5 protein-coding genes, 2 tRNA genes, 3 rRNA genes and 1 pseudogene are annotated in these 13,710 nt (G+C 61.8%); 10 read left to right on the top strand and 1 reads right to left on the bottom strand.

Annotated features, from left to right (window positions below; translation table 11 throughout):
* Nucleotides 1-49 precede the first annotated feature (49 nt).
* Nucleotides 50-2,965, top strand: coding sequence for a glycosyl hydrolase 115 family protein (locus ACL58G_RS00055; RefSeq protein ID WP_440964553.1), 2,916 nt, complete (start codon nt 50-52; stop codon nt 2,963-2,965).
* Here the strand turns inward: ACL58G_RS00055 and ACL58G_RS00050 are convergent.
* Nucleotides 2,928-3,935, bottom strand: coding sequence for a YeiH family protein (locus tag ACL58G_RS00050; RefSeq protein ID WP_440964552.1), 1,008 nt, complete (start codon nt 3,933-3,935; stop codon nt 2,928-2,930). The two genes, ACL58G_RS00055 and ACL58G_RS00050, sit on opposite strands and share 38 nt — an antisense overlap.
* 93 nt (nt 3,936-4,028) lie before the next feature.
* On the opposite strand from ACL58G_RS00050, the gene ACL58G_RS00045 reads away from it, so the two are divergent.
* The 9 genes and pseudogenes from ACL58G_RS00045 (at nt 4,029) to rrf (ending at nt 13,704) form a co-directional block, all read left to right on the top strand.
* Entirely contained in the window at nt 4,029-4,910 is an 882-nt protein-coding gene (locus tag ACL58G_RS00045) for a LysR substrate-binding domain-containing protein (RefSeq protein ID WP_440964551.1), read from the top strand.
* 72 nt (nt 4,911-4,982) lie between these two features.
* Nucleotides 4,983-6,445, top strand: a pseudogene (locus tag ACL58G_RS00040) (aldehyde dehydrogenase family protein).
* On the top strand, nt 6,429-7,346 hold the full coding sequence (locus ACL58G_RS00035) for an AraC family transcriptional regulator N-terminal domain-containing protein (protein WP_440964550.1): 918 nt from the start codon (nt 6,429-6,431) through the stop codon (nt 7,344-7,346). The pseudogene ACL58G_RS00040 and the gene ACL58G_RS00035 overlap by 17 nt, the downstream one beginning before the upstream one ends.
* Nucleotides 7,347-7,354: 8 nt before the next feature.
* Nucleotides 7,355-8,200 (top strand): alpha/beta fold hydrolase, encoded by an 846-nt coding sequence (locus tag ACL58G_RS00030; protein WP_413386560.1) that lies wholly within the window; start codon nt 7,355-7,357, stop codon nt 8,198-8,200.
* Between the two features lie 380 nt (nt 8,201-8,580).
* Nucleotides 8,581-10,109 (top strand): 16S ribosomal RNA (locus ACL58G_RS00025).
* A gap of 80 nt (nt 10,110-10,189) precedes the next feature.
* A tRNA-Ile gene (locus ACL58G_RS00020) sits at nt 10,190-10,266 on the top strand.
* 11 nt (nt 10,267-10,277) lie between these two features.
* Nucleotides 10,278-10,353: transfer RNA gene (locus tag ACL58G_RS00015), tRNA-Ala, on the top strand.
* A gap of 219 nt (nt 10,354-10,572) precedes the next feature.
* Nucleotides 10,573-13,465 (top strand): 23S ribosomal RNA (locus ACL58G_RS00010).
* Between the two features lie 126 nt (nt 13,466-13,591).
* Nucleotides 13,592-13,704, top strand: a 5S ribosomal RNA gene (gene rrf / locus ACL58G_RS00005).
* The 16S, 23S and 5S rRNA genes sit together here with 2 tRNA genes alongside, the layout of an rRNA operon.
* Nucleotides 13,705-13,710 lie beyond the last annotated feature (6 nt).

The following is a 13,710-nucleotide window of genomic DNA, read 5'->3' as shown; positions in this document are numbered from 1 at the left end:
GGAGACGTTCATGCAGCGAAGTACAAATAGGGATGTATGGCGACGCCTTGTGACGGCAGTGGCGGGATTGCTGATCGCAGGCCAGGTCCACGCCATCGGCACGGCGCGGTTCGTCGACACGGAGGGCAAGGCCGGGGTGGCGCTGGTCCAGGCCGGACGTGCCGCGCCCATCGTCGTCGGCACGGACGAGTATCCCGGCGTGCTGCGCGCGGCGCGCGACCTGCAGCGCGACATCGGCAGCGTGACGGGCAAGACGCCGCAATGGCAGGTCGACCGTCCGGCGGCGTCGGGCGATGTGATCATCGTGGGCACGCTCGGGCGCCATGGCCTGATCGACCGCCTCGCGCAACAGGGCAAGATCGACACGCGCGCGCTGGCCGGCCAGTGGGAAGGCTTCGTCATCCAGGCGGTCGCGGACCCGATGCCCGGTGTGCAGCGCGCCCTGGTCATCGCCGGCAGCGACAAGCGCGGCACGATCTACGGGATCTATACCCTGTCGGAACAGATCGGCGTCTCGCCCTGGTACTGGTGGGCCGACGTGCCGGTCGTGCATCACCGCTCGCTCAGCGTGCCGCTCGACACGCGCATCATGGAAAAACCGACCGTCCAGTACCGCGGCCTGTTCCTCAACGACGAGGCGCCCGTGCTGACCAATTGGGCGAAGGAGCGCTTCGGCGGCTTCAATCACAAGTTCTACGAAAAGCTGTTCGAACTGATGCTCCGCATGCGCGCCAATTACCTGTGGCCGGCCATGTGGTACTCGTCGTTCTATGACGACGACAAGGAAAACGGCAAGCTCGCCGACACGATGGGTATCGTGATGGGCACGTCCCACCACGAACCGATGATGAGGGCGCAGCAGGAGTGGAAGCGCTACGGCAAGGGGCCGTGGGATTACCACCGCAACGGCGAGGTGCTGCGCGACTTCTGGGCGCAGGGCCTGCGCAATACGCGCGATTACGAAAAGGTGATCACGATGGCGATGCGCGGCGACGGCGACGAGCCGATGTCGGAAGACGCCAACGTCGACCTGTTGCAGCAGATCGTCCGCGACCAGCGCGCGATCATCAGGAAGGAGCTCGGCCAGGAACCGGAGAAGGTGCCGCAGTTGTGGGCCCTCTACAAGGAAGTGCAGGACTATTACGAGAAGGGCATGCGCGTCCCGGACGACATGCTGCTGCTCTGGTGCGACGACAACTGGGGCAATATCCGCCGCCTGCCTACCGCCGAGGAACGCAAGCGCAGCGGCGGCGCCGGCGTTTACTACCATTTCGATTATGTCGGCGGTCCACGCTCGTACAAATGGTTGAACGTGACCCAGATCGCCAAGGTGTGGGAGCAGATGAACCTCGCGAACGCGTACGGCGCGAACCGGCTGTGGGTCGTCAACGTGGGCGACCTGAAGCCGATGGAGGTGCCGACCGAATTCTTCATGGCGTATGCGTGGAACCCGCAAGCGTGGCCGGCGGAGCGGCTGCCCGAGTACCTGCGTGCCTGGGCCACCCGTGAATTCGGCGCGGCGCATGCGGAAGACATCGCGTCCATCGTCGACAAGTACACGCGCTACAACGCGCGGCGCCATCCGGAACAGCTGAAGCCCGAGACCTACAGCCTCACCAACTACGATGAGGCGGAGCGCGTCGTCGCGGACTACAACGCGCTCGCCGACGAAGCGGTGCGCGTCGGCCGCACGCTGCCCGCGAACATGCGCGACGCCTACTTCCAGCTCGTGGAGTATCCCGTGCGCGCGTCCGCGAATGCGCTCGACATGTACGTGTCGACCGGCCTCAATCGCCTGTACGCACGCCAGGGCCGCGTGACGACGAACGACATGGCGGCGCGCGTGCGCCAGTTGTTCCAGCGCGACGCTGATCTCGCGAATCAATACCAGCGCGAGATCAGCGGCGGCAAATGGAATCACATGATGTCGCAGACGCGTTTCGGCTACACCAACTGGGACCAGCCCTACCGCGACGTGATGCCGGCCGTGTCGGAGCTGCGCGTTCCCGCGCCCGGCCAGCTGGCGGCGCGGAACGGCATTCACCCGTCCGACCAGATGGGCGTCGCGGTGCAGGGCGATGCCATCGCCTGGCCCGTCTTCCCGATCCGCCAGCTCGTCTTGCCGCCGCTGGACGTCTTCGAAAAGCAGCCGCGTCATCTGGAGCTGTTCAACCGGAGCGCCCAGCCGTTCGACTATGCCATCACGGCGAGCCATCCGTGGATCCGCCTGAGTCACAAGGCCGGCCGCGTGAGCAAGGAGCAGCGCATCGTCGTCGACGTGGACTGGAGCGCGGTCCCCGCCGGCACCACGGTGGCATCGCTGACGATCAGCGGTCCGGCCAAGGCGCAGGTCGAGGTCAAGGTGCCCGTGCACAAACCGGCCGGCCTGGCGCCCGATACGGTGCGGGGTCACGTGGAAACGCAGGGCGTCGTCGCGATCGAGGCGGAGCATTACACCCGCGCGCTGGCGCCATCCGGCCGGCAGTGGCTGAGGATTCCCGGCTATGGCCGCACGCTGTCCGGCATGACCACTTTGCCGGTCGCGGCGGACGCGCTGAAGGTCGCGGATGGCATGCGGCTCGAGTACGAGGTGCACCTGTTCACCGCCGGCGAGCTGAAACTACAGGCCGTCCTCGGACCGACGCTCAAGTTCCAGCCGGGCGCGGGCTTCCGCTACGCCGTCTCGATCGACGACGAGGCGCCGCAGGTGGTCAACGTCCATGCGGACGGTTCCGAACGCCACTGGAGCAAGATCGTCTCGGACGGCGTCGCGCAGTTCGTCACCACGCATCGTGTCGCACGCCCCGGCCGCCACACGGTGAAGTTCTGGGCGCTCGATCCGGGTCTCGTGCTGCAACGCCTTGTCATCGATGCGGGCGGGCTGCGGCCCAGTTATCTCGGGCCGCTCGAAAGCCCGTACTATCCGGTCACCGGATCCCCAGCAGCGCAATCAGCCCCCAACTGATCGCGCCCAGCCCGACCAGCGACACGACGACGGTCGCCGTCACCTTGCCGCCCGCGCGCAGTATGGCGCGGGCGTCGACGCCGAGCCCGAGGGCCGCCATCGACATGCTGGTCAGCCAGCCCGAGGCCACGTGCGCCGGCTCGAGTACGACGGCCGGCAGGGCATCGACGGACCGTAGCGTCATCAGCGCGAGAAAGCCGACGATGAACCACGGGACGAGGTGCGCCAGCGGCAGCGCGCCGCGGCGCGCGCCGTCGCGCCGGAACAGCGCCAGCCCGAGCACGACGGGTCCCAGCATCAGCACCCGCACCAGTTTTACCAGCGTCCCGATGTGCAGGCTCGCCTGCGACACGGGCGCCGCCGCGGCCAGCACCTGCGGCACGGCATACACGGTCATGCCGGCGAAGATGCCGTACTGGAGGGGCGTCAGCCCGAGGACCCGGTCGAGCAGCGGCAGCACGAGCACGACGACGACGCCCAGCACGGCCGTGAACGCGATCGACGACGCGACGTCCTTGCCCTGCGCATCGATGACCGGCGCGACGGCGGCGATGGCCGAGTTCCCGCAGATCGAATTCCCGCACGCGACCAGCACGGCCATCTCGTGCGGCAGCCGCAGCAGCCGGCCGACGGTGTAGCTGAATGCGATCGCGAGGACGACCGACAGCGCGATCCCGCCCAGCAGCGGCAGTCCGTGCGCGGCGATCGCGCCGGCGCTGATGGATGCACCGAGCAGCATCACGGCCAGTTCGAGGACGACCTTGGCGGAAAAGCGCACGCCCGCTTCGCACGCGGCGGGGACGGTCGCGACGGTGCGAACCAGGCTCCCCAGCAGGATCGCCAGGACGAGGCTTTCGAGCCATGCGCGGCCGAAGAGGGCGGTCTCGCCGCGCTCCAGCAGGACGGCGGCGCCCGTGACGGCGGCACTCAGCGCGATCCCCGGAATGAGAGTGAAGATTTTATCGTTCATGGTGTTCTCCTGGTTCGAGCCCGCAGTATCGGCTCGACAGGATCGTTCGGTCCATCTTAAAATTTCGCACAGATCATTCACTTCAATCGAACGATGACCCTCGACCAGCTCCGCATCTTCGTCGCCGTCGCCGAACGCCAGCATCTGACGCAGGCGGCGAATGTCCTCGCGCTGACACCGTCCGCCGTCAGCGCATCGCTGCGCGCGCTGGAAGAGCGTTACGGCACGCCGTTGTTCGACCGGGTCGGGCGGCGCATCGAAGTCAATGCCGCCGGCCGCATCTTCCTCGAGGAGGCGCGCGCCACGCTGGCCCGCGCGGCCGGCGCCGAACGCGTGCTCGTCGAACTGGCCGGGCTGGCGCGCGGTGTACTCGCGCTGCAGGCCAGCCAGACGATCGCCAGCTACTGGCTGCCGCCGCTGCTCGTGCGCTTTCGCGAGACGCATCCGCAGATCGACGTGCGGCTGGACGTCGGCAATACGCAGTCCGTGGCGGACGCGGTGCGCGAGGGCGCGGCCGATCTCGGACTCGTGGAGGGCGGCATCGACGATGCGGCGCTGGTCGCGGAGCGCATCGGCCAGGACCGCATGGCCATCGTCGTCGCGCCCGGCCATCCGTGGGTACGCAAGCGCAGGCTCGCCGCCGCCGACCTGCAGGCTGCCCGCTGGATCATGCGCGAGCCGGGATCGGGCACACGGTCCGCGCTCGAAGAGATGCTGGCGGCGCAGGGCGTCGACCTGGCCGCGCTGCAGGTCGCGCTGACCCTGCCGTCCAACGAGGCCGTGCGCGCGGCCGTGATGAGCGCGGGCTTCGTGGCCGTCTTGTCGGAACTGGTCGCGGCGCCGTACATCGCGGCGGGTTTGCTCGCCAAGGTGCGCGTGGACCTGCCGCCGCGCGACTTCTTCCTGCTGCGCCACCGCGAACGCTATCGCAGCCGCGCGGCGCAGGCGTTCGAGGCGCTGGTCAGCACTGCCTGATCCGCGCCAGATCGGCAGGATCGGGCAATCCTTCGTCAGTATCCTGCTACCGCCGGGCGGGCCCGGACTCCTATGATGAATCCATCGTTCACGAGGAGTCCTGCCATGAAAACCATCGATACCATTTATATCAACGGCGCGTTCGTTGCCCCGCACGGGCGCGAGCCGCTCGTCCTGCTCGACCCGGTCACCGAGCGCGAAACGACGACCGTGATCCTGGCCGACGAGGTCGACGCGCAGCGCGCGATCGCAGCGGCGAAGGCGGCGTTGCCGGCGGTGGCGCGCACGACGCGGGAAGAACGCATGGACTGGCTGCAGCGCCTGCACGACGCCGTCGCCGCCGCCGAACAGGACATCGTCGACGTCATGGTCGCCGAATACGGCGGCACGACGGCGATGGCGACGGGGACCGCGCGCCGCGCCGCCGCATCGTTCGTGATCGCGCGCCGCCTGCTGGGTGAATATGCCTTCGAGCGCGAGGTCGGCGGGGCGCGCGTGACGATGGTGCCGCATGGCGTCGTCGGGCTGATCACGCCGTGGAATGCGAACATCGGTTTCATCGCGACCAAGCTGTCGATGGCGATCGCCGCCGGCAGCACGGCCGTCGTCAAGCCCAGCGAACTGAGTGCCGCGCAGACGGAGCTCATCACCCGCGTGATGCACGGTGCGGGACTGCCGCGGGCGTCTTCAATATCGTCACGGGCCGCGGCGACGTCGTCGGCGCGGAGATCACGCGCCACCCCGACATCGCCAAGATCTCGTTCACGGGGTCCACGAGCGTCGGCAAGGCGATCGCGCGCGGCGCCGTCGACACCATGAAACGGGTGACGCTGGAACTGGGCGGCAAATCGCCGACCGTCCTGCTCGACGATGCCGACTTCGCGAAGGCGATGCCGCTGGCGGCGCTGGCCGCCGTGATGAACAGCGGCCAGGCGTGCATCGCGGGCACGCGGCTGCTGGTGCCTGCGAGCCGCGTCGCCGAGGCGCATGCACTGGCGGTGCGCGCGTTCGCGGACCTGGTCGTCGGTCCGACGAACGACCCGCGTGTGAACGTGGGGCCGATGGTCACGCGCAGGCAGTGCGAGCGCGTGCAGGACTATATCCGCAAGGGGATCGAGGAGGGCGCGACCCTGCTGGCGGGCGGGCCTGGGCGTCCGGACCGGCTGGAACGGGGCTATTTCGTGCGGCCGACCGTGTTCGGCGACGTCCGCAACGACATGACGATCGCCCGCGACGAGATCTTCGGGCCCGTCCTGTCCATCATCCCGTACCGCGGCGACGACGAGGCGATCGCCATCGCCAACGATACGCCCTATGGCTTGCACGCGTACGTGTTCGGCGCGGACCTGGCGCGCGCGAACCGCGTGGCGGCCGGCATTCAGGCAGGGCGCGTGTTCGTGAATGGATTGTATGATGCACCGGAAGCCCCGTTCGGCGGCTTCAAGCAGTCCGGCCTGGGACGCGAGTTCGGTGTCTTCGGCCTGGAGACCTATCTCGAACCGAAAGCCATCATGGGTCATGACACAGCACTCTGAAACCCGGCTCCTGGACCTCGTCGGGCAGGCGATGCGCGGCGCGGACGCGGGCAACCTCGACCTGGCGACGGGTCTGCCCTGGCTCTGGCTCATACGCCGGCCGGCGCCGACGCCCGCCGGGCGCGGCATCCTGACGCCGTCCGTCTGCCTGCTCGTGCAGGGCGAGAAGGAGATGCTGGTCGGCTCGCAGGTGCTGCGCTACGGCCCCGGGTGTTATGTGCAGGCGGGCGTGGCGATGCCCGTGTCCGGCCAGGTCATACGCGCAACCGATGCGGCGCCGTACTACGGCATCCGCGTCGACATCGATCCGAAGGAGGTGGCGGCGTTCGTGCTGGAGATGCAACTGCAGCTGCAGCTGGCGGACGCCGACCCGCCCGCGATCACGGTCGAACGTGCGGACGATGCGATGTTGGACGTGTTCGTGCGGCTTCTCCGTCTGCTCGACCGGCCGCGCGACCTGCCCGTGCTGGGCCGCCTGCTCAAGCAGGAGCTGATTTATCGCCTCGTAACGGCGCCGGGCGGGGCGACGCTGAGCCGGGGCGTCGTCGGCGGCCAGCGCGAGCGCGCGGTGGGCGAGGCCATACAATGGATACGCACGCACTACAACGAACCGCTCAGCATCGACGCGCTGGCGCGCACGGTGCACATGAGTCCCTCGGTACTGCACCGCCGCTTCAAGGCCGCCACCGTGATGAGTCCTTTGCAGTACCAGAAGCAGGTGCGGCTGCTCGAGGCGCGCAAGTTGCTGATGAGCGGCGACGTCGAGGCGGCCAGTGTCGCCTACGAGGTGGGCTATGAAAGCCCGTCGCAGTTCAGCCGCGAGTACCGCCGCCTGTTCGGCGCGCCGCCGTTGAAGGATGCGGAGCAGTTGCGGCGGCAGCCGGTCGGCGCACAACCGTAGGAGTCGAGATGACGGAAACAGACCTGGCACTGGATGACGGGCGCACGCTGCACGTTTACGCGCAGGAGAGTGGCCGCCCGGCGGTTTTCTGGCTGCACGGGACGCCGAACATCGGTCTGCCGCCCGAGCCGCTGTTTGCCGACGCCGCCAGTCTGGGGCTGCGCTGGATCGGCTACGACCGCCCTGGCTATGGCGGCTCGACGCCGCGACCGGGGCGCGATGTCGCGTCGGCTGCCCACGACGTCGCGCGGATCGCCGACCGGCTCGGCATCGGCCGATTCGCTGTTGTCGGCCACTCGGGCGGCGGTCCGCACGCGCTTGGCTGTGCCGCGCTGTTGCCGGACCGCGTTCTGGCTGCCGTCAGCATCGCCGGGCTGGCGCCCTTCGACGCCGCGGGATTCGACTGGTTCGCCGGGATGCGGCCGTCCGGCATCGCGGGCCTGCGCGCCGCGCGGGCGGGCAGGGCGGAGAAGGTCGCGTACGAAGCCGCGTCCCCGGAATTCGATCGGGAATCGTTCATCGCGGCCGACTGGAATGCGTTGGCGGGACCGTGGTCGTGGTTCGATCGTGTCGTCGGGCCGGCGCTGGCGGCCGGGTCCGACGGCCTGATCGATGACGACGTCGCGTATGTCTCGCCGTGGGGTTTTGATTGCGCGCGTATTGCGCGGCCGGTGCTCCTGCTGCACGGCGGGCAGGACCGGATGGTGCCGACGTCGCATGCCGAATGGCTGGCGCGTCACTGTCCTTCGGCCGTGTCGTGGCTGCAGCCCGAAGATGGTCATATCTCCATATTGAGTGCGGCACCGCGTGCGCTGGCGTGGCTGAAACAGCATGCCGCGGCGCCGGCAATTTGATTGCGGCTGAGCTTGCAAGGTTGCGGGGCGGTTGCTATACTGCGCGTCCGCTTCACGGCACGGTCGAAATCCAGAGGAAATCGACGCCGCGAAGCGAAAAAAGAAGTTGACGAACATCGCGAAACACTGCATAATCTCGCTTCTCTGCTGCTGACGAACAAAACGATTCGCAAGCGCAGCAAGGCAGTACCGAATACAGCTCTTTAACAATCAACAGTCGATAAGTGTGGGCGTTTGATGAAGTGCCAGCAGCCGCGTAAGTGGCTGCTGAATGCTTAAATTATCAAATGTTCACACAAAAGAAATACGTTGCTCAGCAATGAGTAACGGTCAGTATTTTGAGTGAGCGATCTGCTACGAAAGTAGCAAAAACAGAGATTAAACTGAAGAGTTTGATCCTGGCTCAGATTGAACGCTGGCGGCATGCTTTACACATGCAAGTCGAACGGCAGCGCGGGGCAACCTGGCGGCGAGTGGCGAACGGGTGAGTAATATATCGGAACGTACCCAAGAGTGGGGGATAACGTAGCGAAAGTTACGCTAATACCGCATACGATCCAAGGATGAAAGTGGGGGACCTTCGGGCCTCATGCTCCTGGAGCGGCCGATATCTGATTAGCTAGTTGGTGAGGTAAAGGCTCACCAAGGCGACGATCAGTAGCTGGTCTGAGAGGACGACCAGCCACACTGGGACTGAGACACGGCCCAGACTCCTACGGGAGGCAGCAGTGGGGAATTTTGGACAATGGGCGCAAGCCTGATCCAGCAATGCCGCGTGAGTGAAGAAGGCCTTCGGGTTGTAAAGCTCTTTTGTCAGGGAAGAAACGGCTCAGGCTAATATCCTGGGCTAATGACGGTACCTGAAGAATAAGCACCGGCTAACTACGTGCCAGCAGCCGCGGTAATACGTAGGGTGCAAGCGTTAATCGGAATTACTGGGCGTAAAGCGTGCGCAGGCGGTTTTGTAAGTCTGTCGTGAAAGCCCCGGGCTTAACCTGGGAATTGCGATGGAGACTGCAAGGCTTGAATCTGGCAGAGGGGGGTAGAATTCCACGTGTAGCAGTGAAATGCGTAGAGATGTGGAGGAACACCGATGGCGAAGGCAGCCCCCTGGGTCAAGATTGACGCTCATGCACGAAAGCGTGGGGAGCAAACAGGATTAGATACCCTGGTAGTCCACGCCCTAAACGATGTCTACTAGTTGTCGGGTCTTAATTGACTTGGTAACGCAGCTAACGCGTGAAGTAGACCGCCTGGGGAGTACGGTCGCAAGATTAAAACTCAAAGGAATTGACGGGGACCCGCACAAGCGGTGGATGATGTGGATTAATTCGATGCAACGCGAAAAACCTTACCTACCCTTGACATGTCAGGAACCTCCGAGAGATTGGAGGGTGCCCGAAAGGGAGCCTGAACACAGGTGCTGCATGGCTGTCGTCAGCTCGTGTCGTGAGATGTTGGGTTAAGTCCCGCAACGAGCGCAACCCTTGTCATTAGTTGCTACGAAAGGGCACTCTAATGAGACTGCCGGTGACAAACCGGAGGAAGGTGGGGATGACGTCAAGTCCTCATGGCCCTTATGGGTAGGGCTTCACACGTCATACAATGGTACATACAGAGGGCCGCCAACCCGCGAGGGGGAGCTAATCCCAGAAAGTGTATCGTAGTCCGGATCGCAGTCTGCAACTCGACTGCGTGAAGTTGGAATCGCTAGTAATCGCGGATCAGCATGCCGCGGTGAATACGTTCCCGGGTCTTGTACACACCGCCCGTCACACCATGGGAGCGGGTTTTACCAGAAGTAGGTAGCTTAACCGCAAGGAGGGCGCTTACCACGGTAGGATTCGTGACTGGGGTGAAGTCGTAACAAGGTAGCCGTATCGGAAGGTGCGGCTGGATCACCTCCTTTCTAGAGTGGCACGGGAGCTAACGCTCCATCATCAAGCGCCCACGCTTATCGGCTGTTATAAAGTTAAACGAGAACAGTTCGGGTCTGTAGCTCAGTCGGTTAGAGCACCGTGTTGATAACGCGGGGGTCGTTGGTTCGAATCCAACCAGACCCACCAGTTACCAAAATGGGGGATTAGCTCAGCTGGGAGAGCACCTGCTTTGCAAGCAGGGGGTCGTCGGTTCGATCCCGTCATCCTCCACCAACTCTCTGTTCACTGCATTTATGTAAGGCACAAGCTTTAGATAAGTGTAGTTCTCGTTCTTTAACAATCTGGAAGAAGTAAAGTTTTCTTTAAGCGTGTAGCTGGCGAAAGTCAGATGCACACTTAGGGTAGAAAATCTGTATGTATCAACAAACAAAGTAAGCTGAATCCTTGTTGCTATGACGCTCCCTGATACTCATGCAGGGGCCAACGTTATAGGGACAAGTGAATAAGTGCACATGGTGGATGCCTTGGCGATTACAGGCGATGAAGGACGTAGTAGCTTGCGATAAGCTGCGGGGAGTGAGCAAACACACTTTGATCCGCAGATTTCCGAATGGGGAAACCCGGCCTTTTAGGTCATTGCATACTGAATACATAGGTATGCAAAGCGAACGCGGCGAACTGAAACATCTAAGTAGCTGCAGGAAAAGAAATCAACCGAGATTCCCAAAGTAGTGGCGAGCGAAATGGGATGAGCCTTGTACGTGATAGTCGATCGAATAGTGGAACAGCCTGGAAATGCTGGCCATAGAGGGTGATAGCCCCTTACACGAAATTCGAACGGTGGTACTAAGCGTACGACAAGTAGGGCGGGACACGAGAAATCCTGTCTGAAGATGGGGGGACCATCCTCCAAGGCTAAATACTCGTAATCGACCGATAGTGAACCAGTACCGTGAGGGAAAGGCGAAAAGAACCCCGGGAGGGGAGTGAAATAGATCCTGAAACCGTGTGCATACAAACAGTCGGAGCCTCTTCGTGGGGTGACGGCGTACCTTTTGTATAATGGGTCAGCGACTTACATTCAGTGGCGAGGTTAACCGGATAGGGGAGCCGTAGAGAAATCGAGTCCGAACAGGGCGACAGTCGCTGGGTGTAGACCCGAAACCAGGTGATCTACCCATGGCCAGGATGAAGGTGCGGTAACACGCCCTGGAGGTCCGAACCCACTAATGTTGAAAAATTAGGGGATGAGCTGTGGGTAGGGGTGAAAGGCTAAACAAACCTGGAAATAGCTGGTTCTCTCCGAAAACTATTTAGGTAGTGCCTCAAGTATCACCATCGGGGGTAGAGCACTGTTATGGCTAGGGGGTCATTGCGACTTACCAAACCATTGCAAACTCCGAATACCGATGAGTGCGAGCTTGGGAGACAGACGTCGGGTGCTAACGTCCGGCGTCAAGAGGGAAACAACCCAGACCGCCAGCTAAGGTCCCAAAGATTGGCTAAGTGGAAAACGAAGTGGGAAGGCTAAAACAGTCAGGATGTTGGCTTAGAAGCAGCCATCATTTAAAGAAAGCGTAATAGCTCACTGATCGAGTCGTCCTGCGCGGAAGATGTAACGGGGCTAAGCCAGTCACCGAAGCTGCGGATATGTTTCTTAGTATTTATACTTTGATCCATATGGTAGGAGAGCGTTCCGTAAGCCTGAGAAGGTGTCTTGTAAAGGATGCTGGAGGTATCGGAAGTGCGAATGCTGACATGAGTAGCGATAAAGAGGGTGAAAAGCCCTCTCGCCGAAAGCCCAAGGTTTCCTGTTCAACGTTCATCGGAGCAGGGTGAGTCGGCCCCTAAGGCGAGGCAGAGATGCGTAGCTGATGGGAAGCAGGTTAATATTCCTGCACCGTCGTATGATGCGATGGGGGGACGGATCGCGGAAGGTTGTCCAACTGTTGGAATAGTTGGTTCTTGACTCATAGAAGGCGCTTAGGCAAATCCGGGCGCGTAATTCAAGGGGTTGAGACGTGTGTCCTTGTGACACGAAGCAATCGGAAGTGGTTCCAAGAAAAGCCTCTAAGCTTCAGTCATACGAGACCGTACCGCAAACCGACACAGGTGGGCGAGATGAGTATTCTAAGGCGCTTGAGAGAACTCGGGAGAAGGAACTCGGCAAATTGGTACCGTAACTTCGGGATAAGGTACGCCCCGGTAGCTTGAATGGTTTACTCCATGAGGGTGAAAGGGTTGCAATAAACTGGTGGCTGCGACTGTTTAATAAAAACACAGCACTCTGCAAACACGAAAGTGGACGTATAGGGTGTGACGCCTGCCCGGTGCTGGAAGATTAAATGATGGGGTGCAAGCTCTTGATTGAAGTCCCAGTAAACGGCGGCCGTAACTATAACGGTCCTAAGGTAGCGAAATTCCTTGTCGGGTAAGTTCCGACCTGCACGAATGGCGTAACGATGGCCACACTGTCTCCTCCCGAGACTCAGCGAAGTTGAAATGTTTGTGATGATGCAATCTACCCGCGGCTAGACGGAAAGACCCCATGAACCTTTACTGTAGCTTTGCATTGGACTTTGAACCAATCTGTGTAGGATAGGTGGGAGGCTTTGAAGCGGGGACGCCAGTTCTCGTGGAGCCAACCTTGAAATACCACCCTGGTTCGTTTGAGGTTCTAACCTTGGCCCGTGATCCGGGTCGGGGACAGTGCATGGTAGGCAGTTTGACTGGGGCGGTCTCCTCCTAAAGTGTAACGGAGGAGTTCGAAGGTACGCTAGGTACGGTCGGACATCGTGCTAATAGTGCAATGGCATAAGCGTGCTTAACTGCGAGACCGACAAGTCGAGCAGGTACGAAAGTAGGACATAGTGATCCGGTGGTTCTGTATGGAAGGGCCATCGCTCAACGGATAAAAGGTACTCTGGGGATAACAGGCTGATTCCTCCCAAGAGTTCATATCGACGGGGGAGTTTGGCACCTCGATGTCGGCTCATCACATCCTGGGGCTGTAGCCGGTCCCAAGGGTATGGCTGTTCGCCATTTAAAGTGGTACGTGAGCTGGGTTTAAAACGTCGTGAGACAGTTTGGTCCCTATCTGCCGTGGGCGTTGGAAATTTGAAGGGGGCTGCTCCTAGTACGAGAGGACCGGAGTGGACGAACCTCTGGTGTACCGGTTGTCACGCCAGTGGCATTGCCGGGTAGCTAAGTTCGGAAGAGATAACCGCTGAAAGCATCTAAGCGGGAAACTCGCCTTGAGATGAGATTTCCCGGAGCCTTGAGCTCCTTGAAGGGTCGTTCGAGACCAGGACGTTGATAGGTCAGGTGTGGAAGTGCAGTAATGCATTAAGCTAACTGATACTAATTGCCCGTACGGCTTGTCCCTATAACCTTGGCAGTCATTGCCAACGCAAGGGTTCAGCTGTTTGTTGAGACAACAGATTACGAAAACTGCTTCTTCCGGATTCAGAGTGACGCATGCGTTATGCAAGCGGCACTCGTACAAGTTATGCCTGATGACCATAGCAAGTCTGTACCACCCCTTCCCATCCCGAACAGGACCGTGAAAAGACTCTGCGCCGATGATAGTGCTGCAACCAGTGTGAAAGTAGGTTATCGTCAGGCTAGTTA

Source organism: Massilia sp. GER05 (assembly GCF_052056005.1).
GTDB lineage: Bacteria > Pseudomonadota > Gammaproteobacteria > Burkholderiales > Burkholderiaceae_D > Telluria > Telluria orientalis.
This window is presented reverse-complemented; position numbering and strand designations above follow the sequence as displayed.

Excerpts from the sequence above, each read along its gene's own strand:
- ACL58G_RS00035 (WP_440964550.1), top strand. The coding sequence starts at position 6,429 with ATGACACAGCACTCTGAAACCCGGCTCCTGGACCTCGTCGGGCAGGCG.
- ACL58G_RS00030 (WP_413386560.1), top strand. The coding sequence starts at position 7,355 with ATGACGGAAACAGACCTGGCACTGGATGACGGGCGCACGCTGCACGTT.
- ACL58G_RS00045 (WP_440964551.1), top strand. The coding sequence starts at position 4,029 with ATGACCCTCGACCAGCTCCGCATCTTCGTCGCCGTCGCCGAACGCCAG.
- ACL58G_RS00050 (WP_440964552.1), bottom strand. The coding sequence starts at position 3,935 with ATGAACGATAAAATCTTCACTCTCATTCCGGGGATCGCGCTGAGTGCC.